The organism is Chryseobacterium sp. GW823-FHT05E08 (assembly GCF_058795655.1).
On record NZ_JBXAHY010000003.1, the window covers coordinates 238,937 to 263,130 of the forward strand.

Sequence of the window (24,194 nt, forward strand, 5' to 3'; positions counted from 1 at the left end):
ATAATTTCAACAAAAATACGATTTTTCAGGGCTTTATAAAACAAAAAACTTTGCCCAAATGGACAAAGTTTTTTTTTATTATTTGAATTTGTATTTTAAGTTAAAAATGTAACCAAAAGATAAGTAATTCCTGCAACAATTGCAGAGATAGGAATCGTTAATACCCAAGCCCAAAGTAAGCTTACCGTAATTCCCCATCTTACCGCGGAAACTCTTTTTGTTAAACCAACTCCAATGATAGAACCTGTGATCGTATGTGTTGTAGATACAGGAATACCAAAATGGTCTGTAATAAATAAAGTAATTGCTCCTGCTGTTTCAGCACTTACACCTTCCAATGAAGTTACTTTAGTGATTTTAGTTCCCATTGTTTTAATGATCTTCCAACCACCACTCATTGTACCCAATGCAATTGCGATGAAAGAAACCAAAGGAACCCAAATATAATGTTGTGCAAAATAATCGAAACGTCCTGCAGAAGGAATATTAAGATAAACAGGATCCTGAAGCATATTCACGTGATAATAGATCATCGCTGCTCCAATAATACCCATTACTTTCTGTGCATCATTCAGACCGTGTCCTAAACTGAACAAAGCCGAAGAAGCCAACTGTAATCTCTTAAATGATTGATCTGCTTTATGCGGATTCGATTTTTTATAAAGGTGAACAATAATTAATGTGATAATGATTGAAATAATCATCCCAATAATCGGAGCCATAAAAATGAATAAGAAAATAGGAATTACTTTATCAAATTTAACAACGCTTTGTGTCGTTACCTGATAAGCAGCCGTCTTAAACGTATCCCACATTCCTAGCTCAGGATGAGCAGCAACAACTTCGTGATAATCCATCATAAAGGCGTGCATTAAAGCCGCTCCTAAAAACCCGCCGATCAAAGTGTGTGATGATGATGAAGGAATCCCAAACCACCACGTTAAAAGGTTCCAGGCTATTGCAGCAATAAGACCTGAAAATATTACTTCTAATGTAATAAAGTTCTCGTTAACCGTTTTGGCAATTGTATTACCAATTTTAAATTCTCCAATAATATAAGCAGCGATAAAGAAAGCCGCAAAATTCCAAAGCGCTGCCCAAAGTACAGCCTGGAATGGAGTTAAAACTTTTGTAGAAACGATAGTCGCAATCGAGTTGGCCGCATCATGAAAACCATTGATATAATCGAAAATTAAAGCCAGCGCAATAATAACTATCAGTAAAATAGGAAATTCCATTTTTGTTATATTGTTTAGGCGTATTTAATCATGATGTTCTCAATAGTATTGGCAACATCTTCTGCCTTATCGGTTACTATTTCAAGATAATTAAGTACAGATGAAACTTTGATAATATTGATAGCGTCATTCGTTTCAAACAATTCTACCATAGAATTGGAAAGAAGGTCATCTGCAATATTTTCAATAGAATTTACTTTGATACAAGCTTCTTTTACCTGCTCCATGTTTTTAAACCCTTTAAGGTTTTTCATTGCGTTCTGGATTTCCAGACAAGCTTTGTGGATCAGTAAAGAGAAATCTGAATAAGCCTTCAGTTCAGGAGACTTGTAAAGAAAAATATACTTTGTAGAAGCATAGATGTAATCAGCGATATCATCTAAACCAGTAGCCAACGTGTGAATATCTTCACGATCGAAAGGAGTGATAAAGTTTTTACCCAATTCTACAAAAATCTCATGAGTAAGCTCATCATTTTTGTGTTCATAGTCGCTCATTTTCTTCAACATAGAGTCATCGTTAAGATCGAAATCTTTGATACCGGTGTTGAATTCTTCAGACATTGCAACTAGGTTCTCTGTTACTTTTTCGAAAAGTACAAAGAAGATTTTGTCTTTTGGTTGAAAAGCGTGGAAAATATTACCAATTCCCATTTTTAAGTATTTATAATTTTGTGCAAATTTCCTAAAAAAGGACCTTACCTGAAACAATCTGACGTTAAGTTTTGTTAACATTACATTAATGCCTGATTATCAAACAAAAAAAACCGGCTTTGATGCCGGTTTTATATAGTTTGGAATGAGTATTAATTCGCCTCTTCAGCTCTCATATCTTTTCCTTTGAATTTCATTGATGCAATATTATTCAAAAGCTCTCCTTTAAACGATTTTTCAATCTCAAAGAAAGAGAATTTCTCTAGAATTTCGATGTCACCAATTTCAGCTCTTTTCTTGCTACCTCCCGCAGGTGTAGTTGCTTTGTTGATGATATCTAAAACATCTAATTTCTTCAATTGATCTTTTTTACCCAAGTTGAAGAAGAATCTTACCATATCTTCGTTCTTTCTTCTTGGTTTTCCACCACGTTCTCTTCCTCCTCTGTCTCTGTCTCCACTTCTGTTATCGCGGTCTCCTCTGCTTCTATCTCTGTCACGACCTCTATCTCTGTCTCTTCTAGGATAGTCATCATCTCTAGAGCTGAATTTCTGCTCAACAAGATCATGTTTATCTTTGTAGTACAATGCAAGATCTTTCAATTGGAACTGCAATAATTTGTGTACCAATTCTTCTTTTGTGAAAGCATTAAGATCCGGGATCAAGCTGTCATCAAATTCGAAGATATCTTCGTGTTCTGTGAATAATTTTTCGAAAACTCCACCAACCTGAGCTTTAATTACCTCTTGTCCTGTTGGTATAATTTTTTCAACGATATCAATTTTCGTTGTAGATTTTATCTGCTTTAATTTTCTGCTTTCTTCAGGCTTAATTAAAGAGATTGAAATCCCGTCTTTTCCTGCTCTACCTGTTCTTCCACTTCTGTGAACGAATACTTCAGGATCATCTGGTAAAGAATAATGGATAACATGAGTTAATGAATCAACATCCAATCCTCTCGCTGCAACGTCTGTCGCAACCAAAATATCGATGTTTTTCAATCTGAATTTCTTCATTACAGTATCTCTCTGCGCTTGAGAAAGATCTCCGTGAAGAGCATCAGCTGCGTAACCGTTCTGCATTAAGAAATCTGCAACTTCCTGAGTTTCCATTCTTGTTCTACAGAACAAAATTGAATACTGGTTAGGGTTTGCATCAATTAATCTCTTAAGAGCTTCTTTTTTGTTACGGTACCCAACAACGTAATATTCATGCTTGATGTTCTTTTTAACCTCGTTAATAGAACCCACAGAAATACGGTGTGGTTTTGTAAGATAATTTTTAGAAATTCTCTCCACTTCTTTATTCATCGTTGCAGAGAATAAGAAAGTTTGTTTTGTTTCAGGAGTTTCTCTCAAAATTGTTTCCAATTCGTCTTTGAAACCCATTGAAAGCATTTCATCAGCTTCGTCTAAAACTAACCAATGAATAGCAGAAAAGTCTAATGCTTTTCTGTTGATAAGGTCGATAACTCTTCCTGGAGTACCTACAATAATCTGTGGCTTATCCTTTAGAGATCTAATTTGGTCCATAATACTGCTTCCACCGTAAACTGCTGTAGTTTTGATGTCTTTCATGTATTTGGAGTAATTTTTTATGTCTTTAGAAATCTGAAGACATAGTTCTCGTGTCGGACAAAGCACCAAAAATTGGATTTTGCGACTCGTATCGTCAATCATATCCAAAATCGGAAGCGAAAACGCTGCTGTTTTGCCTGTCCCTGTTTGCGCAAGTGCGATCAAGTCGCGAATATCTGAAAGAATAAAAGGGATAGTCTGTTTTTGGATTTCTGTTGGGCTTTCATAACCCAGTTCGCCAACTGCCTTAAGAATGTCAGGACTTAAATTGGACTCCGTAAATAAATTCATTAAATATTATAAAATTTCTGCAAATATACAATTAATATTTGGATTTCTTTTTATATAATATTACGGAATTAATAATTTTAATTTCCAAAACCCTAAATATTTTAAAATTTCAACAGAAAAACCCTAAAATTTTTATTTTTAATGTAACAAAATCTCAATCAAGACGGCGATTATTAAATTATTTGTTATCGAGTTAAATAATTGTGAATCATTAAAAAAATATATTATTTGGCGTATAAAAGAGATTTAATTAAATTTGATTTAAAATATAAACATGTCCGCTACCATTTCTACAAAAACGTTCGATTTTATCAAAAAGTTGACTAAAAACAACAATCGCGAATGGTTTAATGAAAATAAAAATCTTTACACAGAATCTCAGCAAAATGTAATTTCTTTTCTTGAAGAGCTGATCAATGAAATGGGAGGATTTGATGAAGAGTTGGCAAAATTAGATCCAAAAAAAGCATTATTCAGAATTTACAGAGATACGAGATTTTCAAAAGACAAAATCCCGTACAAAACCAATTTCGGTGCCTCATTAGGAATGGGAAAAGGAAGTCAGAAAGGCGGATATTATCTTCACATAGAACCCGGAAAATCATTTTTAGCAGGCGGAATTTACATGCCGGAATCCTCTGTTTTGAAAGAAGTAAGAAAAGAAATTTCTTTATATGGAGACGATTTCATGAAAGTTATCAACAATAAAGATTTCAAAAAGTACTTCCCGGAATTAGACCAAGACGACAAGTTGAAAAAAGTTCCTCAAGGTTTTGAAAAAGAAGATCCGATGGGTGAATATTTAAAATTAAAAAGCTTCATTGTGGTTTATAATTTAAAAGACGAAGAAGTTTTAGATGAAAATGCAGCGAAAAGCATGTCAGAGATTTTTAAAGTCATGAAACCTTTTAATGATTTTTTGAATACACCATTTATTTAATTCAATAAAAATTCAACATCCAGTTTGTTATTTACAGGCTTGAAAAAAATATTTTCACAACTGATAATCAACCCATTACAATCAAACAAATTTAACATTAGTTTAACATTTTTGCTTATCTTTGCTGATCGTCAAAAAACTCAGGATGTCTTTATACCAAAGAATTGCAGAAAAACTACAATATATTAGTCCGAATTTCTATAAAAAAAGATATTTTAAGACCTTAAACCATCTTAATAAAGATAATTTTTCGGCTCGTAATGTAGAACCAGAATTGGTCTGGATCAAAGAATATTTGCCCAAAAAAGCAGTCATTCTTGATATCGGAGCCAACGTTGGAACCTTCCTCTATCAGCTGGAAAACAAGTTGGATCATAACCATATTTATGCTTTTGAACCCAACAAAAAACTGTACCGCCGCCTGAAAAGATTATTCCCGAGAATAAACGTTTTTCCTCTGGCACTTTCTGACGAAAATACAACTGCCGAGTTTAAAGTTCCCATTATCAATGGTAAAATGATCGCGTCCCGAGGAACGCTGAACACTTTATATAAAGAAAAGGGCGAAGAAAAAAGCTATACCGAAAAAGTAAAGGTCATTAAATTAGATGATTGGGCTGCAATTGAACACTTTAACAGACTGGATTTCATCAAAATAGATGTTGAAGGAAATGAAATGAAAACGCTTTTAGGAGCAAAAAAAATCATTCAGCAATTTTTACCGACTTTGATGGTTGAAATGGAGCAAAGACACCACGACAAACCCATCTGGAATGAAATTTCTGAGGTTGAAAGCTGGGGATATGAAGCCAAATATCTAAACAGACATAATTTTGAGCTTGAAAAACTGACTGAAGAAATTCTAACAAAAAACACCAACGACGAAAAAAATAAAACGGAATACATCAACAACATTATTTTTATACCTAAAAACCTTTAAAATATTATTATGAGCGTAGTAGCAAGGCAAGGCTTCAAATATTCCATTATCGGTTATATTGGTTTTTTGTTGGGTACAATTTCTGCAATTTTCATTTTCCCTTATGATTTTGAATTTTACGGAAAATTGCGCTACATCCTTCCTGCAGCTGAAATGCTGGTTCCTTTTGTTGTTTTAGGAATTTCTTATTCTAATGTGAAATTTTTTCACACTGTAGAAAAAGACGGCAAAAAACAGAATATGCTTTCGCTTTCTTTGCTTACAGTTCTTATTAATTTTGTTGTATTCAGTGTAATATTTTTTGTCCTCCCCTATTTTTATCCTAAATTCAAACTCTCGGAAGCCTGGAAGAGCAAAGAAATGATTCTTCCGTTGATCTTAATTCTTTCGTTTTGTGCGATCTTTAATAAATACACTTCCAACTACAAAAGAATCGTTGTTTCTAATATTTTTGATAATCTTTTTCCGAAAATAGCCAATTTAGGAGCATTTTGTTTATTCTTCTATTTTGCTTTTTCACAGAAAGTTGCATTTGCTTTTTTCTTTGGGATTTTCACTTTAATGCTTTTCGGTTACATTTATTACACGAATAAACTAGAAAAAATACGACTCGATTTCAACACAGATTATTTTAAGAAAAATAATTTCTGGAAAGAGTTTTTTAATTATAGTTTTTTTGGATTTCTGGGAACATTCGGGAATTATTTAGCCATTAATAGCTTTATGATTGGAGAATATTTAGGAATGGAAGAAGTCGGAATTTACTCAGTTTTATACGCTTTAATTTCCTTGATATCTATTCCACAATTGGGATTATTTAATATTTCTGCGCCAATTATTAATAAAACACTGGCAGACGGAGATATGGAAGAACTGGACAGATTTCATAAAAAAACGTCTTTATCTTTATATTTTTTAGGCGCCGTTTTATTTTCCTGCATCATGGTAGGATTTCCTTTTTTAACGCAATTTATGCCTAAAAACGGAACAATGCTGAGAGAATACGAACCCGTAGTTTGGATCTGGGGTTCTGCGGTTTTAGTTGACCTTGCCACAGGGTTCAACGGAAATATTATTTCACTTTCTAAATACTATCGTTTCAATATTTTAGTGATGCTTTTATTGGCAGGATTAACGATTGGTCTGAATCTTTATTTCATTAAAAACACAGACCTTAAATTGATTGGAATTGCCTTATCTACAGCAATTTCACTAACAACTTACAACGTTATTAAAATCATTTTTAATTATGTTGTTTTTAAAGTTTCTCCGTTGACAATTGAAATGATTTTTGTGTCGATTATCTGTACTTTAGCGATAACTGTTGCGATTGTGTTGCCTACTTTTGATAATAACTTCATCAATTTGATCTACAAACCGACCGTTGTTTTAGTATTGATTTATATTGGAAATTATTTCACTAAAATCTTCCCAATTGAGGATTATTTAAATATCAGATTTATAAAAAGTGTTTTTAAAATCAAGTAGTAATTAATTGATTTAAAATATTTTCTAAATTCTCCTGAACCAATTTTTTGTTATAATTTTTCTGAAAATCGAAGTTAATATTTTTCAGTTGGATAAACTGTTCCATTAAATTATCATTCTCAGGAATAATGAAATCTAGTTTCGAAGGATAATTCTTAGGAAAAACAGCCAATTTTCCATACTTGATCGCATCGCCAAGATTACCTGTCATTTTAGTGGTTCCGTAGATTTCTTTTTGACTGAAAAACTCAGTTTCTTGCTGAATAGGACACCATAAAACATCTGCTTCACTCATCCATTTTTCAAAATCAACCTGAGAAATACGTTCTGAAAAGTAGGTGATATTAATTTTTTCTGAAGATTTTTCCAGATTAATAATTTCTCGTAATTCATTTCCGTCAGCTTTTCCCAAAAATATAAATTCAATTAATTTATTTCCTGAATTTGGGCTATTTTTTAAATCATCTTCCCATTTTTTTATATTTGAAAATACTCTTTTGTAATCTCGTCTCATTTGAGAAACACCTCCAGGAATAACTATTTTCAACACTTTATTCTCTGAATTCTGAACATTTTTAGTGTAAAAAAGAGGAAGGAATGTATATTTTTCAGAAGCTAATTCCTGATCTAAAACCAATAAATTTTTCGCCTTCTTATAAACTTTTGAAGAATAGAAAAGTCCTTCTTTCCACCATAATTTCAATCTGTAAATCAGATCTTTTTTCAGGATATTTTTAATTAAATCAGATTTTGAAATATTGGTAAAATTAATATTATGAACTATAATTGCCGTATTAAATTTATTTGTAATAGCTTGAAATGTGTTGAAATAGCGATGAACAGTTCCAATAATAATCAGGTCGTATTTTTTTATTTTCAGCTGATCCATAATCATTGAACTATCAGACAGAAATATATTTTCTCTTGATTTTTTTATCTGATTTTTAATTCTTTGCGAAAAATAATAATCTACTTCAAATTCATTCGAATCCTGCATGATTTCAATAAAATCCTGTGCAATTTCTGCGTGAGTGTCTATTTCTATGTAGGCTATTTTTTTCACTTTAAGTTTTGGCTAAAGCCAATTGATTTTCTTGATTTATTAAACGGGCTAAAGCCCGTTCCTATTGATATTTTTAATGCAAAAAATCTTGCGACAACAATAATCTTACCTATATCATCTTTGTCATGCTGGAAGCATCTCTACAATACCTTTTATAATTGGGATTTAGATTCCTACGGAATGACAAACTGTATGCTTAACTATTTTACTAAATCTTTAACCATTTCTTTTTCAAAGCTTCCCAACGCTTGTTGTTGATAACTTTTTGTTCGTCTTTCGTGATTTTCATTTCCAGTTTTTTTGATCTGCAGTTTTCGTAAGACTTAATAATTTGGAAGAAAAATGGAATCGATTTGCTTTTCATAGCTTCTTTGGAAGATGCAACGTAAGCCAGAAATCTTTTTAAGCCTAGAAAATAAAAATATCTTCCGTAATAATCAGATTCTTTTACGGTGTAATCAGCGCCTTTTACTTTAATTAATTTCACTTGTAATTCAGACAAAACGACTTCTTTCCAACCTAAATTTTCAAGTAAAATAGAATCAATATTATCCCAGCCTAATGTTTCTCTTAGACCTCCAATTTCGATGAAACATTCCTTTCGATAAGCTTTCATCGGACCTCTCACGTGATGTTTATTTGAATTTCCTTCATATATCCATTCTCCATTTTTCTCGATATATAAAAGCCCTCCAATCAAACCATTTTTTGGGTTATTTTGAAAAGATTCCTCTATGGTTTCAAGATAATTTTCAGGTAAAATAATATCTGCATCAAACTTACAAATGATGTCAAACTCATTTATATTTTGAGTTTTTAACCCATTTTTAAAAGCGTTAACCACTTTTGAACCCGGTTGATGAGCAGATTTTTGAAGATTTATGGTTTCAAAACGAGAATCCTGATCCGTATATTTCTTGATAATTTCGGATGTTTTATCCGTTGAACCATCATTAACAACCACAACTTTATAATCCTTAAAACTTTGCTGTTGTAAAGAATTTAAAGTGAATGAGAGATTGCCTTCTTCGTTATGTGCAGGGATGATAATTAAAAATTTCACCTATTTTTTTATTTTCAAATTTACTTCAAATAAAAACTCAGGTTCCTGTAAACTTTCAAAAGCCTTGGTTTTAAAATCACCTTTAATGAAAACAGCACACATCGAATTGGCTAAATGATATAAGTTTTGATGAAAATCTTTAGGCAAACCATCCAAAATCCCTTGAAAAACTTCATATCTGATCTTTTCTGGATTAAAGGCGTAATCATGCCAAACGACTACCGTATTTTCATGCATAAGATGTTTAAACACCTTTTCAGTATCGTTTTTCACCATTTCATAGCAATGATCTCCGTCGATGAAAATAAGGTCGTATTTTTTATTTAAACCTCCAAAATCAAACGTTTTCGAATTTCCTTCTAAATGAAGGATTTCAGGATTTTTTTTGGAAATAATTCCGTGAAGATCGGCATATTTTTTATCTACACCTAGCTCCAAAAGGTCTTTTCCTGAAAGGTTAAAAGTTGTGCAATCGTTAATCACTTTTGCAACATTCCAAACACTTTCTCCTCTCCATGTTCCGATTTCAAAATAGCTTTTCTTTCCTTTTGCTAAAGTCTTTAACAAGGCTAAATCTGTAGGAATTGAACCTCCGTCCAGAAAGCATAAATCAATGGTTTCATCAAAAGATCCTTCACTCAGATCAAGAAGGTTGATCTGAGGAAGGGTTTCCAAATGAGGATATTTTTTAAGAAATTCTTTTTTCTTTACATTTCTGTCGTTAAGCACCAAGTTAAGCAAGCTTGGATCTTGAGCTATATTTTGTAATGCTTTGACAGTTTTGTTGATCTTACTCACAGAAAATATTATTTATTATGAGGTTTCAGCATGTTCTTAGGATCAAGGATTTCATCCAATTTTTCTTGTGAAAGCAATCCTTTTTCCAACACTAAATTATATACACTATTTCCTGTTTCCAACGATTCTTTTGCAATCTGTGTAGACTGTTTGTAACCGATGTAAGGATTAAGAGCTGTAACAATTCCGATGCTGTGCTTAACCATGTTTAAGCACACTTCTTTGTTTGCAGTGATTCCGACAACACACTTGTCACGAAGCGTATCTAAAGCATTGCAAAGGAAATTAATGTTTTCCATTATCGCATGAGAAAGTACGGGCTCCATTACATTTAATTGTAACTGACCAGCTTCCGCTGCAAAAGTCACCGTTAAATCATTTCCAATTACCTTATAGCAAACCTGATTAACCACTTCCGGAATTACCGGATTTACTTTTCCAGGCATAATTGAAGAACCCGGCTGCATTGGAGGTAAATTAATTTCAAACAATCCCGCTCTTGGCCCTGAAGAAAGCAATCTCAGATCATTACAAATCTTTGATAATTTCACGGCAAGACGCTTCATTGCGGAAGAATAAATCACATAAGCACCTGTATCTGGTGTAGCTTCAACTAAATTTGGAGCAGAAACGATTGGAAAACCTGTAATTTGAGTTAAATTTTTAGCACAAAGTGTAGCATAACCAATCGGAGCGTTAATTCCCGTTCCAATTGCTGTGGCTCCCATATTTACTTCAACAAAAAGATCTGCGTTGCTGTTTAATTTAGAAATATCTTCTTCCAAATTGGCTGCAAACGCTTCAAATTCCTGTCCCATCGTCATTGGAACAGCATCCTGAAGTTGGGTTCTCCCCATTTTGATGACATCCTGAAATTCTTCTCCTTTCGCACGGAAAGCTTCAACAATTTTTTGAAGTTTGTCCACAAGACCAATATTCATCTGCAATAATCCCATTTTTATAGCAGTAGGATATGCATCGTTTGTTGATTGTGAAAGGTTGATATGATCGTTTGGCGAACAAAATTCGTATTCACCTTTATTTTTACCTAATTTTTCCAACACTCTATTGGCAATTACTTCGTTCGCATTCATGTTAATCGAAGTTCCCGCCCCGCCCTGAATCATGTCTACAGGAAATTGGTCGTGAAGTTGCCCTGAAATTAATTCGTCACAAGTTTCAGCAATTTTGAAATATAATTCTTCATCAAGCAAACCTAATTCATAGTTGGTCTTTGCGGCAGCTTTTTTCACAAAAGCCAATCCTCTTATGAAGTCGGGGTATGAAGAAAGCAACTGTCCCGAAATTTTGAAATTATCAATCGCTCTTTGGGTCTGAACTCCATAATAAGCATCCACAGGAACGTAGAGTTCACCTAATAGATCACTTTCTTTTCTGAAATTTTCCATTACAGATTTTTTAAATTTTTATAGTTTTAAATATAGCAAAAACGCATCATACCGATGCGCTTTATATTTATTTTACAGGGTATTTTAGACTTAAAGCTTGTAATATCGACCATGTTTCGGCATCCATAATTCCATCATAGTTTTGCGGACGGAAATGATATTGAAAGGCCTCAATTGTTTTTTTGGTACCATCGTCCCATTTTCCACTTAGATCTAATCCATATCCAAATTTTTGCAATTGAGTCTGAACACTTGAAATAAATGTCGGATCATTGTATTTTGCAGTAAAATCTGTAGATGTCGCCAAATCATAATAGCTTTGTTTTGAAGCTTCATCGTACCACATTCCTATTTGATATTGATCGTAAAGTTTTTTCCATGGGAAAAACGGTCCTGGATCCTGCTTTCTGGTAGGCGCAATATCTGAATGTGCCAATACATTAGTTGCAGGAATCTGATATCTTGTAATAATATCTTTTGCCAAAGCAGCCACTTTTTTCACCTGATCATCACTGAAAGGAACGAATAATTTCTTTCCTGTTGCATCTGCGGTGTAACCTGCATTTACGATTTCAATTCCGATAGAAGTATCATTAAGATTTTTATCATTTCTCCAAGAGCTTACTCCGGCGTGATAAGAACGTTTATTTTCATCTACTAATTGATAGATCTCGTTATCTCCAGTGTTATTTACCAAATAATGTGCACTTACAGCCTGTTGGCTAAGCACAGTTATCGATTTATCATCCGGTAACGCCGTATAATGTAAGATAAGATATCTCTGTCTGAAGTTTTGAGCGATTGCAGGGAAATACGTTTTCACTACTTTATATCCTGCGGGTTTTGCTGAAACGATAGAACCGTAACTCGCGGTATTATCATTTTTAGCTGCATCTGCAATATTTGTAGTAAAAAATTCTACACCGTGATCATTTGTGATTTGTGGTTTTGGTTTTTCAGGAGTTTGTGTTTTTATTGCAGTTTTTGGCTGTGATACTGGGGTTTTCGGTTTGTAAGAACTTTTTTTCGCATTTTGTTGTGGAGTACACGAAAAAACGAAAGCACTTAATCCGATGATATATAATGTTTTACGCATTGGTCTATTTTTTTAATCATTTATCAGCTCAAAAATACGCAAATTTTTCTTGAAAAATATTTGGTAAATAAAGAAATCTATTCTATATTTGCACTCGCAATAACAGAACAACGATCATTAAAAATTAAAGAAAAAAGGAGGGTTGCCAGAGTGGTTAATGGAGCAGTTTGCTAAACTGTCGACGCGAAAGTGTCGCAAGGGTTCGAATCCCTTACCCTCCGCATTTTTTCTTTACCTTATATTATACTCGGGGCGTAGCGTAGTCCGGTCATCGCGCCTGGTTTGGGACCAGGAGGTCGCAGGTTCGAATCCTGCCGCCCCGACTGTTTTAATAGTTTTCTCAAAACTATTCAATGGGTGCGTAGCTCAGCTGGATAGAGCATCTGCCTTCTAAGCAGACGGTCTCAGGTTCGAATCCTGACGCGCTCACAAAAAGACTCATAATTTTAATTGTGAGTCTTTTTGTTTTTAAGCCTTTTTTATTCTTTTAAAAATATTTCAAAATCATTTTCGACATCCTCAACTACATATTTCAATCTTTGATCCTGAATTTGGGTAAATTTTTCTTTTATTATTTCGAAATTTAATAATTTACGGTAAATCCTTGCAATATCACCTACTCCATATATCGCGGTTCGGGCAATGCCGAAATCTTCATTAAGAATATATTTAATACAAAGCTCTTCCAACCACTGCTGATCGTCGACACCATTTATAGCTCCGATAATAAGTTCGGAAACATTCTGGCCATCATTTAGCATTTGCTCGATTTCTGGCTTGTTTTTGTAGTTAAATTCTTGGTATTTCACTTCAATTAAAAATACTGTTTTATACTAATATAAAGTTTTTCTAAAAGAATTTTCTTTTTTCATTAATTTTCAATTGAAAACTTTCATTTAAAATTTTGACTCCTGCATTCTCTTTAAAATTATTAATCATATTAATTTCTTTGAGTAGAAAAAGGTAAAAAGGCGTTTACTACAATAAAAATGAGTAGTCTCTTAAAAGTACTTGATTTCGAGATTTCATTGTTATTCTTAGTTATGATTAAAGTTAATTAAAAGAAAAATTGTTTCATTTTTAAGACGTTAGCTATTTTCTTGAAATTTTATTTTTATAATTCAAAAAAAAACTATACATTTGCACCCACAAAAAACAAGGTAATATTCGTTGTTTTAGATGACCTAATCGGGGCGTAGCGTAGTCCGGTCATCGCGCCTGGTTTGGGACCAGGAGGTCGCAGGTTCGAATCCTGCCGCCCCGACTGTTTTAATAGTTTTCTCAAAATTATTTAATGGGTGCGTAGCTCAGCTGGATAGAGCATCTGCCTTCTAAGCAGACGGTCTCAGGTTCGAATCCTGACGCGCTCACAGAAACCTCTCAATCTTGAGAGGTTTTTTTGTTTTATTACAAATCTTTAAATAAACACAAACCTAGCCCCGATTGCAACGGCATCCTTTTGTGTAGCGAAGCGAAGCAAAAGATATAGTGGAAAGCGGGAAAAGCTTCAAAAACTCATTGTGATTTTTCAGACAATTTTCAGACATTATCCAAATCCTGAACTCCATTGCCAATCATTCAGTAAAATTTCACTAATTATAAAATCATCCGGATACTTATTAAATCCATCTTTTTGTCTGAGGAAATGAACAACATCATTTGCCATTTTTTTCATCAAAGAATAAGCCTATTTCTCGTTCATCATCTAAAAATGTATGAATTGTATAAGTATGGCTTACTTTAAAGACCGTCTTTAAATCTAGTTCTTTAATTATTTGACTATAATCAGGAACAAAATCATCTTCCGGTAAATAATCTCTTCCTATTTCACCTACAACATCTATAAAGCCGTTTTGCCAATTTATTTTATTTAATCCAATTTTTTTCAAATAGAAATCGTTGGGATAATCTGAAAACCCGCGAAAATGTAATAATCTTTGCTTTTCTTTTTCCGCTTTGTCAGCGTCGTCAAAATATCCTAAAAACTTACATCCCGTATGAGTCTCATCAGTATAAATATGCTCAAGTCCGTATACAAAATAATTCATAGTATTATATAAAAAGCAAAACCACCGTAAATATACAGTGGTTTTCATATTTATTTTTTTAAAATTTATTTCAACTTATAAGAGTTTCCGTCCCAGAGATAGATCTTTGAGGACTTTTTCTTTTTCTCACGATCTTTATCGTCTCTTTCCATTTCCTCCATTTTAAAGATAAAAGCATTTGGAATTCCGCCTTTGTCGTTTGGAAAAATAAATTCTTCGGTGTGATAATAAACATCGGCATCACCAACATTCATCAATTGAGGCAGGGCAATCAGTTTTTTGTCCTTAAAAAGAACATATTGATCATAACTAGCAATTCCGCAAGCTTCACCGGAAACCATCGCTTTTAAGGTTAATTCAACATTATTAAGCTTATGATTACTTTCAATAGTAAACGTTCCATAGCTCAAACTTTCTGCAGAACCAGTATCAAAGGAAACCTCATCAATTAATGTATTTCCTTCGACTACTTTTACAGCAGCGATATTTTGATTAATAATAATTTCAGGATATTGCTTGTCTTTTTTATTAACTGTTTTCGTTAAGCCAAAAAGAAAATCATAACCGTTTTTATTTCTGTAACCTACACAAAGATTTCCGCCCCAGATGTACCCTTCTGAGGTTTTATCGTCTTTTTGATAGGATACTTTATACCAGTTTGCTCTTCGCTCTCCTAATTTTAAAATAGTTTCATCCTGTTTAATGATCAAAACCTGTTGATTGGTTTGCAAAGAATCCAGAATTTGAGCATCGACCTTTGGTGACTGTCTTACTCTAGTCCAATCTGTGAATATTTTTTGAGTTTTATTTTCTTCAAAATTAAAAATTCCGTTGGCATAGGCAATTTCCTCCTCCTGTGCAGAAAAGAATTGAATGATTAATAAAAATAAAACTGTAAATAAAGATTTCATATTAATATTTTGCAGTGTTTTATTTCTCAAGCAATAAACTTACCCATTCTTCTCTTTGAAGTTGTTTTTTCAATTCAAGTCCGTTTTCTTTACAAACTTCTAGAATATCGTCCACATCAAAGAAACATAAGCCTGAAAGTAATAATTTTCCGCCATCATTTAATACAGAAACATAAGTTGGAATGTCTGAAATCAAGATATTTCTGTTGATATTCGCTAAAATAATATCGTAATTTTCTTTTCCTAAGTTTTCGGCAGTTCCTAACTCGATATCCAGTTCTACATTGTTTCTTGTAGCGTTTTCTTTTGAATTTTCAACTGACCATTCATCAATATCGATCGCTTTTGTATCTCCAGCTCCAATTTGTTTGGCATAAATCGCCAAAACCGAAGTTCCACAACCCATATCTAAGACTTTTTTGCCATTGAAATCGATATCCATCATCTGTTGGATCATCAAATGCGTTGTTGGGTGATGCCCCGTTCCGAAAGACATTTTAGGCTGAATTATAATTTCATGCATTCCCGGAACAGATTCATGGAATTCTGCTCTGATCAATACTTTATCATCGATATTTATTGGTTCGAAATTCTTTTCCCATTCTTCGTTCCAGTTGATATTTGGCATTTCTTTGAAAGTGTATTCAATTTTAACGTCTTCATTCTGGAAAAGTGGTAATGCTTTAAGTTCTTCTTCCTTAAATAAATCTTTCTGAATATATCCTAAAATACCTTCCAATTCTTCTGTGAAACTGTCAAAACCTATCTCGATAAGCTCTGCCATTAATATATCGCTCCAAGGCTGAAGCGGAGAAATTTTGAAATCGAATTCTAAATAATTTTGCATGTCAATAATTTGTTGCAAAAATAAAACTACTTTTTTGATTTAAAGTAATTATTACTTTTTGTTTTTAAACTGTTAGCATTGGGAATGTCACACTGAGTGGAGTCGAAGTGTTTACTTTTTTTAACGCAAAGAGCACAAAGTTCTTTTGATAAGCTTTATGTTTTTAAGTTCGCAAAGGCGTTTCACTCAGCAAAGATCGCATCATGATTATCCATTCAGTTTGTCATCCTGGAAGGATCTAGACAATTATTATTTAATTTTTGGCTAAAGCCAGGATGTTTTATGTATAAAAAAGCGGGCTAAAGCCCGCTCCTATTGATATGAAAATTATTTCTAAATTATGGATTTGTAGAGAAAATAGAACCGTTTGCAATCAAAGCCCTTCTGTTCATTTTTAAAATATCTCTTACCCATTCTGCGAAATCTTCCGGTTGAAGAACGGTTTCAGGATTACCGTCTGTTAATCCACCTTGGATCGACATATCAGAAGCGATTGTGCTTGGCGTTAATGTGATGACACGGATGTTTTGTTTTCTCCACTCCGCCATCATCGATTGAGATAGAGAAACTACCGCTGCTTTTGAAGCTGCGTATGCTGACATATTCGGACCGCCTTTTAATCCAGCTGTGGATGCTACGTTGACGATATCTCCCTCTCCTTTTGCTTTCATGAAAGGATGAACTGCTTTTGCAGCATAATATACTCCGAAAAGATTGGTTTTAATCACCTGTTCCCAAGTTTCAGAAGGCATTTCTTCGATTGTTCCGAAGTCTCCGATTCCTGCGTTGTTGATCAAAATATCGACTCCGCCTAATTGCTCTGCCAGAGATTCAATTCCAGATTTTACATGAATTTCATTATCCATACTGAAAACAGCATAACATGCATTCACTCCCAATTTTTGGATTTCATCAACTGTCATTTTAAGGTTTTCTTCATTTCTACCTGTAATTCCGATATTTACTCCTTCATTTGCCAATGCCAAAGCAACCGCTTTACCAAGACCTCTTCCTCCGCCTGTAACGATGGCATTTTTTCCTTGTATATTCATTTTGATAGTATTTTATTCGTTTAAGCAAATTTACGAAAGTCATTTTTGTTTAAACACGAATGAGCACAAATGTTTTTCACAGATTACACAAATTTATTAACCACAAAAATTTTAATTAAATATTTTTAAGTTTTGGCTAAAGCCAATTGAATTGTTAATCTCAACAAACGGGCTAAAGCCCGTTCCTATTGATAGTATCACACCTTTTAATTGTGTTTATTTGTGTTTAAAAAGATTTGTATTTAAATTTAAAAAAAAATAAAACCGACTCCAAAAAGGAATCGGTTTCTTGAAAGTATAGTAAAAAAAATAAAAACTAAGGAATAAGAATAGGGTTTTGAACCTCAAATTCTTGTGTTGTTGTGAATTGATTCCCATACATATCCACTGCTTTCACCTCAACTTTATGCTTTCCTAATGTTAATTTTTTAGGAAAAGCACCCGTCCAAATGTGTTTTGACATTTCCGGGTTTGAAGGTCTTCTTCCAGGCAAAAGATTTGGAGTAGCATCCCATTTGAAAACTGACATTACAAAGTTTGGATCCAACGTTTCGTCGTACTCCATTGTTTCCCACTGATCGCCGTCGATTCTGTATTCTACCTTGTCTTTTTTGCTTCCCATGAAGAAATTAGCCAAGATTTTCGCGGAAGTTCTGCCCGGATGAGGAATTGCTTTCGGAACATATAAACCTATCTGATAATCTTCCGGTTTTCCGGCTGTTTTGTATTTAACTTTATATTGATTATCATTAAAACTGATGAAAGAATATCCTTTTGCAGTCCCATCTCTCATGGTTGAAGTCGGCAATCCTGCATCGTCTTTTGTTCCTGACCACCAGTCACCGCACGTTGTTCCTGCGTTATATTCGTGAAGATCTTTTGAACCATTCCAACCTGCTTGTTTTCCGTAGAAAATCTGCTGTTGGATGTGTGTATGAGCCGATAAAATCAGAGCATTTTGAAAAGGAGTCAAATAATCAAATAATTTTTGACGGTCTGCATTTCTGAAATTATCTTCATTTTTATGATCCAACGGAATATGGAAAGAAACGACAACCAATTTGCTTTTATCAATCAATTTCAGATCATTTTCAACGAATTTCAACTGATCCTCACGGAAACCGCCCCAATATCCTTTTCCATCTCTTGGATCGGGATACAAAATATCATCCAAAATAATGAAGTGAACATTTCCGTAATTGAAAGAGTAATTCGCAGGTCCGAAATTAGATTCAAATGTTTCGTCTGAGAGCAAATCTTCTTTTGCATCGTAGTTCATATCGTGGTTACCCATCACATTGTACCAAGGCAAACCAACTTCTTTCATTACATCTGCGTAAGGTTTTTGTAAGCTTAAATTATCACCAACCAAGTCACCTAAACTGATTCCCAATACTGCATTTTTCTTGGTGTTTTTAACCTCGTTTACAATCGATCTTTTGAAATAATCCAATTCCTTTTCTGTGTAAGGTTGCGGATCTCCGAAAACCAAAATGTCGAAATTTTTGCTTTCGTTTTGCTTGTTTAATGCAAAATTTAATTCTTTTGGAAGTTCTCCAGTCGGCGCAGTTCCTTTGTACTTGAAATCTGCAGGTGAACCTTTTGGTTTATATTGATAGTAATATTGAGGTAAATTATTTCCATTGACAGGCGTCATATAACCTGAAGGCTTGATCACAAAAATCGTCTGATTTTCCTGAATTGGTAAGCTGTATCTTCCGCTTTTATCAGTCAAAACTACCTGAGTTCCGTTTGAAACCGCTACTCCTTCGATTCCTTTTTCTTTATTTTCTTTTTTCAGGTTTTTGTTAGTGTCTTCAAATACATATCCTGAAACAGAGGTTTGAGAAAATGCCATTGCTGAAATTAGTAAGCAAGGCATTAAAAATTTTATATTCATTTTATTTTAATTATTAAGGTGGTTTTATTTTCACATCCTCTTTGTCATCCTGAAAGGATCTCAACAATCTTGGAAAAACTTAGTTTAGATTCCTACGGAATGACAAACTTTGTGGTTAATTTTTATGCTTAAGTTTGTGGTTAATTTTTATATTTTAATTTAAACTTAGCTTAATTATTGACTTAAATTTTTCAACTTATTATTGATTCCACCATGTTTTAAGATTGATATTATCTCCACCCATTTGCTGAACTGCAGTTTGATAATTGGCAGTATTCAAAACCTTTGGATTTGGAGGATACATTAATCTTTGAGGAAGATCTCCGTTATTTAAAAGCCCACCATTGTTGGGAAGTATTGGGAAACCTGTTCTTCTTTTTTCAAACCATTGCTGTTGATCTACAAAGAATAAAGCAACGTATTTTTGAAGATATATTTTGTTTAAAGAACCATCATATGCCACAATCGGATTGGTAAAATAATTAGCAGGCATCACAGCACCCCATTGCTCGATGGTTGCTTTTACCCCATTTTCGTAGAAAGTCTGCGCACTTCCGGGAATAATTCCCTTGTTTGCTAATTCTGCCAAGGTGAACTGTAATTCTGCATATGGATAAATCAAAATATTTAATGGAGCTTTTGCCAAATTCTGATTCATGTTAGAAGGCTGATAATTAAATACCGTTCCGTAAGTATACCCTGACGGAGCCCCTTTATACCCAATATTTACACTTGCCAAATCTTTTGCCTGACCAAAAAACAAAGCCATTCTCGGGTCATTATTTGCTTTTAAAGTTTCAACAAAAAATGCGGAAGCGGCTCTTCCTGTTGTGAAATCCTGTGGTCTGGCGATCGGAGGAAGAAGTGGGGAAACTCCGGTTACGTTTAATTTTGCAGTCTCAGCATTGCTCTGGAAAATCGGATAAACCAAAGGATTATTGATGATCTCCTGAATTCTTTCATTAACGTTTACTTCACCGTTTTTCTTTAAAATCCTTGTCAATAATCTTAATGAAAGAGAGTTACAGAATTTTTTCCAGTTTATAATTCCGTTGGCATCGGATTCTGCTTTGTAGAAAAGATCTGAACCTGTCAGTAATTTTGTAGTAACGAAAAGTGAATTTGCGGCTTTTAAATCATTCAATAATTGAATATAAATATCTTTCTGCTTATCAAATTTCGGCTGAGAAATACCTCCATCCAAATTAGAAGCTTCTGAAAACGGAACATCTCCGTAAGTATCCGTAAGATTTGAATAAACCCAAGCATTTAAAACCATTGCAATTGCCTGATAATTAACATCATTATCTCTTATTGCCGCTTTTTTCATATCACTGATCTGCATCAGCCATTTGTAGCTGTTGTTCCAAAAACCTGCACCTGTATTTTCTGTTACATAATAACGGCTCAGAGAGTTTCCTTCGTTCGGAAAATCAAGAGAAACCTGCATGATATCAAATGTGAAATCGTTTGCTCTCATATAGTTGATCGCAGACATATTGTACTGAATCGGAACTAATAATTTTGAAGCTACTGGCTCATTGACTCTACTTTCATCAACGTTAACCTCATCTAAATTCCTGTCACAAGAAACTGAAACAAAACCAATTCCTGTAATTAATAAAATATTTAAAAGTAATTTTTTCATGATTTTAAATTTTAGAATTTAACATTAAGCTGAATACCTACCGTTCTTGCTGTTGGCAACTGTCCCATCTCAACTCCCGGAGTAATCTGGTTATCGTTAAGCGTTGCCGCTTCCGGATCGAATAATGGAAACTTCGTCCACATCCAAAGATTTCTTCCGAATAATGCTAAAGTCAGATCTGTGATTTTAAGCTGTTCGGTCACTGTTTTCGGGAAAGAATATGAAATTCTGGCATCTCTTAATTTAATGAAAGAAGTATCGAAAGTATTCGTTTCTACGTTGGCTCTTCTGTAATAATCTGCGTAATAAGCCGATGCCAACACTCCTTTTGTATTGGGAGAGAATGAACCATCAGGATTTTGTACAACACCTGCTCCAACGATCAAACCTCCAGGGTTATCTCTTCCGATTAATGTATGCTCTAACTTCCCCTGTTCTGTCATTTTATGGTGAGACTGTGAATATGCCATTCCTTTGTACTGACCGTCAAATGAGAAACTTACCGTAATATTTTTATATCTGAATTCATTCTGAAGACCTGCTCTCCATTCCGGATATGCGTTTCCGATCTTCTTCATTTGAGTAGGTTTTGCTGTTAAACCGTCGCTCGCGTTGAAAATCACCTGTCCATCAGGAGAATACATCAATCCATAACCATACATATCACCCAATGAACCACCTACAAATGCGTTGTAATATACTACTCCACCTACACTTGCCATTGTGTAAGGCTCGCCGTGGAACTCTTCAGGAAGAGAAAGAATTTTATTTCTGTTCAGAGACCAGTTGGCGTTTACGCTCCATGAAAAGTTTTTATTTCTGATCGGATATGTATTTAGAGTCATTTCCAGCCCTCTGTTTCTAACCTCTCCTGCATTGATCACTCTATTGCTGTAACCCGTTTCCCATAATGTCGGAATCTTTACAATCTGATCTTTAGAATTGTTTTGATAAGCCGTTATGGAATAATTAATCCTGTTTTTAATAAAACTGAAATCCATCCCTGCTTCCATGTTTGTAATCATGTTGGGCTTCAGATTCGGGTTCGGATATAACGCCGGAGATTCTACAGAACCTGAAAAATCACTGTTATTATAGTATTTTATCAACATATAAGGATCTGTATCGTTTCCGACTGTAGACCATGAAGCTCTTAATTTCCAATAATTAAATTTATCAGACGTTAACTTGAAAATATCTGAAAGAATGAACGATGTAGAAACCGATGGATAGAAGTAAGAACGGTTCTCTTGCGGAAGCGTACTGCTCCAGTCATTTCTTGCCGTAAGATCTAAGAAAGCTTTGTTTTTATACCCTAAAGTTGCCAAAGCATACGTACTGTTAACCTGCTTATCACTTGGTTTTGCAAATTTATTGATGTTTGAAATTCCGTTTGGCATTGTATAAAGTCCCGGTTTCAGAAGTCCGTCTGCCAGATAATCATTCATCGTGTATTCTGTGTAACGGATATTTCCTCCTACCGATGCACTGAAATCAAAGTCGTTGAATTTATTTTTATACGTAAATAAGATATCATTATTTAAATCCATCAACCTGATGTGCTGTTCTCTATACATTCCCTGAAGATAGTTTGCAGAGCTCCAAGGTCTTTTTTGGGTACGCAGTTCGTTGGTTAATTCCATTCCGGATCTCACCAACACTTCGAAGTTTTTAGTAATTTTATAATTAAGGTTTACGTTTCCTGTGATGAAGTTTTTATCAACACCATTCAGCATTTCGTAAGCAATCAAATATGGATTATCGATAAACGAACTGAACGGGTGAATCTGATCAACCTGATCTTTCCCTGATTTCCAGATCGGCGCGTACCAAGATAAATCAACATTCGGATTTTGGAAGATCATGAAATAAGAGATCGACTGGTTGCTGTAACCCGTTGCAGGCAAGTTGTCACTCTTAGTTTTATTATAATTGAATTTAATCCCGATTTTTAATTTCTCACTTAATTTATGATCAACTGAAAAAGCTGCATTAAATCTGTCGAAACCCGTGTTTGGCATCATCCATTCATTCTTTAAATAGGTTAAAGATGACCTGAAAGATGTCGTTTCGTTCGAAGATTCTAATGAAATATTGTTTGAGAATGTTGTTCCTGTTTTCCAGAAACCTTTGATATTGTCTTTGTAAGGCTGCCACAGTTGTCTTGTCGCACTTTGACCTTCCGTTGCCGGATCATATTGGAAAAAATACTGTCCCGCGAATTTCGGTCCGAAAGCACTACTTGTTCCCCCAGTATTAAGCCCGTCTGCCGAAACCTGATAAGAATAAAAATAGTTTCCGTTGGCGTCTTTCTGCATCGTTCCCTGACCGTATTCATACTGATAATCCGGCCATTTCAACACGGTATCGTAACTTGAATAAGAATTTAAAGAAACCTGTATTTTTCCGTTCTTGCTTTTTCCGGATTTTGTGGTGATCATGATTGCTCCACCTGCTCCTCTAGAACCATATAAAGCGGATGCTGTAGAACCTTTTAAGACCGTAATGGATTCAATATCATCAGGATTTACTGTATTAATTCCGTTTCCGTAGTCGATTGGCAAATCTGCTTTAGAACCTGCGCCATAAGCCGAAAAACCTGTTCCTGTTGTGTTATTATTCATCGGAACACCATCTATAACGATAAGAGCGTTATTCTCACTCGCATTCATGGAAATATCACCACGCAATTTGATGGTAGAACTTCCCAAAGGCCCGGCTCCTGCTGTTTGAATTTTCAGACCGGCAACTCTTCCTTCCAATGCCTGTGACCAGTTATTGTTCTGAGTTCTTAATAATTCCTCGGACTTAATGGTTTCGGCAACATATCCCAAAGATCTGTCTTGTCTTTTGATACCTAAAGCCGTTACCACAACCTCGTCAATGTTTTTAATAGTGTCTCTTTTAGCTTTCTCCTGAGCTGTCAGACTGACACTGACGAGCCCGAGCAGTGACAAAACCAACAACTTTTGTGTCTCTTTACGCATACCTTTTTTGTTTGCGCAAAATTAGACCGACATTCTGACTACGATCTTAACAAGACTTTAACATTTATTAAAGAAATATTAAACAAAATATTAACTTATGATTAACAAAAATCACACTCATTTGGTTAACAACAGGTTAAATAATTAAGCATTTTTAATATGAATAGCATACTATATTTACTTAGTTTTATTGTCCTTTTTTGATATAATAATTTTTTCCTTTATTAAAGAGGTTTTTGAATGTT

At 34.2% G+C, this 24,194-nt stretch carries 19 protein-coding genes and 5 tRNA genes; 8 read left to right on the plus strand and 16 right to left on the minus strand.

Going from position 1 to position 24,194, the window contains the following annotated elements:
- Positions 1-95: 95 nt before the first annotated feature.
- From AC1Q7L_RS11540 to AC1Q7L_RS11550, 3 genes are all read right to left on the minus strand, one after another.
- Positions 96-1,238, minus strand: coding sequence for an inorganic phosphate transporter (locus AC1Q7L_RS11540; protein ID WP_492306079.1), 1,143 nt, complete (start codon positions 1,236-1,238; stop codon positions 96-98).
- 14 nt (positions 1,239-1,252) lie between these two features.
- Entirely contained in the window at positions 1,253-1,891 is a 639-nt protein-coding gene (locus AC1Q7L_RS11545; protein ID WP_072412441.1) for a DUF47 domain-containing protein, read from the minus strand.
- A gap of 152 nt (positions 1,892-2,043) precedes the next feature.
- Positions 2,044-3,759, minus strand: coding sequence for a DEAD/DEAH box helicase (locus tag AC1Q7L_RS11550; RefSeq protein WP_072412442.1), 1,716 nt, complete (start codon positions 3,757-3,759; stop codon positions 2,044-2,046).
- Between the two features lie 274 nt (positions 3,760-4,033).
- On the opposite strand from AC1Q7L_RS11550, the gene AC1Q7L_RS11555 reads away from it, so the two are divergent.
- The 3 genes from AC1Q7L_RS11555 (at position 4,034) to AC1Q7L_RS11565 (ending at position 7,127) form a co-directional block, all read left to right on the plus strand.
- Entirely contained in the window at positions 4,034-4,699 is a 666-nt protein-coding gene (locus tag AC1Q7L_RS11555) for a DUF2461 domain-containing protein (protein WP_492306080.1), read from the plus strand.
- A 145-nt stretch (positions 4,700-4,844) separates the two neighbouring features.
- Positions 4,845-5,639: an FkbM family methyltransferase gene (locus AC1Q7L_RS11560; protein WP_492306081.1), complete on the plus strand. Its 795-nt coding sequence runs from the start codon at positions 4,845-4,847 to the stop codon at positions 5,637-5,639.
- Positions 5,640-5,648: 9 nt separating this feature from the next.
- A complete protein-coding gene (locus AC1Q7L_RS11565; protein WP_492306082.1) occupies positions 5,649-7,127 on the plus strand; it encodes a lipopolysaccharide biosynthesis protein in 1,479 nt (492 codons plus the stop codon).
- Here AC1Q7L_RS11565 and AC1Q7L_RS11570 read toward each other — a convergent pair.
- From AC1Q7L_RS11570 to AC1Q7L_RS11590, 5 genes are all read right to left on the minus strand, one after another.
- Positions 7,120-8,190 carry a hypothetical protein gene (locus tag AC1Q7L_RS11570; RefSeq protein WP_492306083.1) on the minus strand — a complete coding sequence of 357 codons (1,071 nt, stop codon included), beginning with the start codon at positions 8,188-8,190 and terminating at the stop codon, positions 7,120-7,122. The genes AC1Q7L_RS11565 and AC1Q7L_RS11570 overlap by 8 nt on opposite strands.
- 208 nt (positions 8,191-8,398) lie before the next feature.
- Positions 8,399-9,253 (minus strand): glycosyltransferase family 2 protein, encoded by an 855-nt coding sequence (locus AC1Q7L_RS11575; RefSeq protein WP_492306084.1) that lies wholly within the window; start codon positions 9,251-9,253, stop codon positions 8,399-8,401.
- The gene (locus AC1Q7L_RS11580; protein WP_492306085.1) at positions 9,254-10,051 is read right to left on the minus strand and encodes a class I SAM-dependent methyltransferase; all 798 of its coding nucleotides are present in this window, start codon (positions 10,049-10,051) and stop codon (positions 9,254-9,256) included. It abuts the gene before it with no gap.
- An 8-nt stretch (positions 10,052-10,059) separates the two neighbouring features.
- Positions 10,060-11,460, minus strand: coding sequence for an aspartate ammonia-lyase (aspA, locus tag AC1Q7L_RS11585; RefSeq protein ID WP_492306086.1), 1,401 nt, complete (start codon positions 11,458-11,460; stop codon positions 10,060-10,062).
- Positions 11,461-11,527: 67 nt separating this feature from the next.
- Positions 11,528-12,556 carry an N-acetylmuramoyl-L-alanine amidase gene (locus AC1Q7L_RS11590; protein WP_492306087.1) on the minus strand — a complete coding sequence of 343 codons (1,029 nt, stop codon included), beginning with the start codon at positions 12,554-12,556 and terminating at the stop codon, positions 11,528-11,530.
- A gap of 136 nt (positions 12,557-12,692) precedes the next feature.
- On the opposite strand from AC1Q7L_RS11590, the gene AC1Q7L_RS11595 reads away from it, so the two are divergent.
- From AC1Q7L_RS11595 to AC1Q7L_RS11605, 3 genes are all read left to right on the plus strand, one after another.
- Positions 12,693-12,777 (plus strand) — tRNA-Ser (locus AC1Q7L_RS11595).
- Between the two features lie 27 nt (positions 12,778-12,804).
- A tRNA-Pro gene (locus tag AC1Q7L_RS11600) sits at positions 12,805-12,879 on the plus strand.
- A 32-nt stretch (positions 12,880-12,911) separates the two neighbouring features.
- Positions 12,912-12,985, plus strand: a tRNA-Arg gene (locus AC1Q7L_RS11605).
- Between the two features lie 50 nt (positions 12,986-13,035).
- Here AC1Q7L_RS11605 and AC1Q7L_RS11610 read toward each other — a convergent pair.
- On the minus strand, positions 13,036-13,365 hold the full coding sequence (locus tag AC1Q7L_RS11610) for a hypothetical protein (RefSeq protein ID WP_492306088.1): 330 nt from the start codon (positions 13,363-13,365) through the stop codon (positions 13,036-13,038).
- Between the two features lie 380 nt (positions 13,366-13,745).
- On the opposite strand from AC1Q7L_RS11610, the gene AC1Q7L_RS11615 reads away from it, so the two are divergent.
- Together AC1Q7L_RS11615 and AC1Q7L_RS11620 are read left to right on the plus strand one after the other, a co-directional pair.
- Positions 13,746-13,820: transfer RNA gene (locus tag AC1Q7L_RS11615), tRNA-Pro, on the plus strand.
- Positions 13,821-13,852: 32 nt separating this feature from the next.
- Positions 13,853-13,926, plus strand: a tRNA-Arg gene (locus AC1Q7L_RS11620).
- A 285-nt stretch (positions 13,927-14,211) separates the two neighbouring features.
- On the opposite strand, the gene AC1Q7L_RS11625 is transcribed toward AC1Q7L_RS11620, so the two are convergent.
- From AC1Q7L_RS11625 to AC1Q7L_RS11655, 7 genes are all read right to left on the minus strand, one after another.
- Entirely contained in the window at positions 14,212-14,652 is a 441-nt protein-coding gene (locus tag AC1Q7L_RS11625) for a hypothetical protein (protein ID WP_492306089.1), read from the minus strand.
- 17 nt (positions 14,653-14,669) lie between these two features.
- The gene (locus tag AC1Q7L_RS11630) at positions 14,670-15,515 is read right to left on the minus strand and encodes an SH3 domain-containing protein (RefSeq protein ID WP_492306090.1); all 846 of its coding nucleotides are present in this window, start codon (positions 15,513-15,515) and stop codon (positions 14,670-14,672) included.
- A gap of 19 nt (positions 15,516-15,534) precedes the next feature.
- A complete protein-coding gene (prmA, locus tag AC1Q7L_RS11635) occupies positions 15,535-16,362 on the minus strand; it encodes a 50S ribosomal protein L11 methyltransferase (RefSeq protein WP_492306091.1) in 828 nt (275 codons plus the stop codon).
- 338 nt (positions 16,363-16,700) lie between these two features.
- Positions 16,701-17,414: a 3-ketoacyl-ACP reductase gene (locus AC1Q7L_RS11640; RefSeq protein WP_492306092.1), complete on the minus strand. Its 714-nt coding sequence runs from the start codon at positions 17,412-17,414 to the stop codon at positions 16,701-16,703.
- A 316-nt stretch (positions 17,415-17,730) separates the two neighbouring features.
- Positions 17,731-19,296: a calcineurin-like phosphoesterase C-terminal domain-containing protein gene (locus tag AC1Q7L_RS11645; RefSeq protein ID WP_492306093.1), complete on the minus strand. Its 1,566-nt coding sequence runs from the start codon at positions 19,294-19,296 to the stop codon at positions 17,731-17,733.
- Positions 19,297-19,513: 217 nt separating this feature from the next.
- Positions 19,514-20,962 carry a SusD/RagB family nutrient-binding outer membrane lipoprotein gene (locus AC1Q7L_RS11650; protein WP_492306094.1) on the minus strand — a complete coding sequence of 483 codons (1,449 nt, stop codon included), beginning with the start codon at positions 20,960-20,962 and terminating at the stop codon, positions 19,514-19,516.
- 11 nt (positions 20,963-20,973) lie between these two features.
- On the minus strand, positions 20,974-23,949 hold the full coding sequence (locus tag AC1Q7L_RS11655) for a SusC/RagA family TonB-linked outer membrane protein (RefSeq protein WP_492306095.1): 2,976 nt from the start codon (positions 23,947-23,949) through the stop codon (positions 20,974-20,976).
- Between the last annotated feature and the right edge of the window lie 245 nt (positions 23,950-24,194).

Bases quoted from the DNA above. Each gene is read 5' to 3' on its own strand.
- AC1Q7L_RS11540 (WP_492306079.1), bottom strand. From the start codon at position 1,238: ATGGAATTTCCTATTTTACTGATAGTTATTATTGCGCTGGCTTTAATT.
- AC1Q7L_RS11545 (WP_072412441.1), bottom strand. From the start codon at position 1,891: ATGGGAATTGGTAATATTTTCCACGCTTTTCAACCAAAAGACAAAATC.
- AC1Q7L_RS11550 (WP_072412442.1), bottom strand. From the start codon at position 3,759: ATGAATTTATTTACGGAGTCCAATTTAAGTCCTGACATTCTTAAGGCA.
- AC1Q7L_RS11555 (WP_492306080.1), top strand. From the start codon at position 4,034: ATGTCCGCTACCATTTCTACAAAAACGTTCGATTTTATCAAAAAGTTG.
- AC1Q7L_RS11560 (WP_492306081.1), top strand. From the start codon at position 4,845: ATGTCTTTATACCAAAGAATTGCAGAAAAACTACAATATATTAGTCCG.
- AC1Q7L_RS11565 (WP_492306082.1), top strand. From the start codon at position 5,649: ATGAGCGTAGTAGCAAGGCAAGGCTTCAAATATTCCATTATCGGTTAT.
- aspA (WP_492306086.1), bottom strand. From the start codon at position 11,460: ATGGAAAATTTCAGAAAAGAAAGTGATCTATTAGGTGAACTCTACGTT.
- AC1Q7L_RS11590 (WP_492306087.1), bottom strand. From the start codon at position 12,556: ATGCGTAAAACATTATATATCATCGGATTAAGTGCTTTCGTTTTTTCG.
- AC1Q7L_RS11625 (WP_492306089.1), bottom strand. From the start codon at position 14,652: ATGAAAACCACTGTATATTTACGGTGGTTTTGCTTTTTATATAATACT.
- AC1Q7L_RS11630 (WP_492306090.1), bottom strand. From the start codon at position 15,515: ATGAAATCTTTATTTACAGTTTTATTTTTATTAATCATTCAATTCTTT.
- prmA (WP_492306091.1), bottom strand. From the start codon at position 16,362: ATGCAAAATTATTTAGAATTCGATTTCAAAATTTCTCCGCTTCAGCCT.
- AC1Q7L_RS11640 (WP_492306092.1), bottom strand. From the start codon at position 17,414: ATGAATATACAAGGAAAAAATGCCATCGTTACAGGCGGAGGAAGAGGT.
- AC1Q7L_RS11645 (WP_492306093.1), bottom strand. From the start codon at position 19,296: ATGCCTTGCTTACTAATTTCAGCAATGGCATTTTCTCAAACCTCTGTT.
- AC1Q7L_RS11650 (WP_492306094.1), bottom strand. From the start codon at position 20,962: ATGAAAAAATTACTTTTAAATATTTTATTAATTACAGGAATTGGTTTT.
- AC1Q7L_RS11655 (WP_492306095.1), bottom strand. From the start codon at position 23,949: ATGCGTAAAGAGACACAAAAGTTGTTGGTTTTGTCACTGCTCGGGCTC.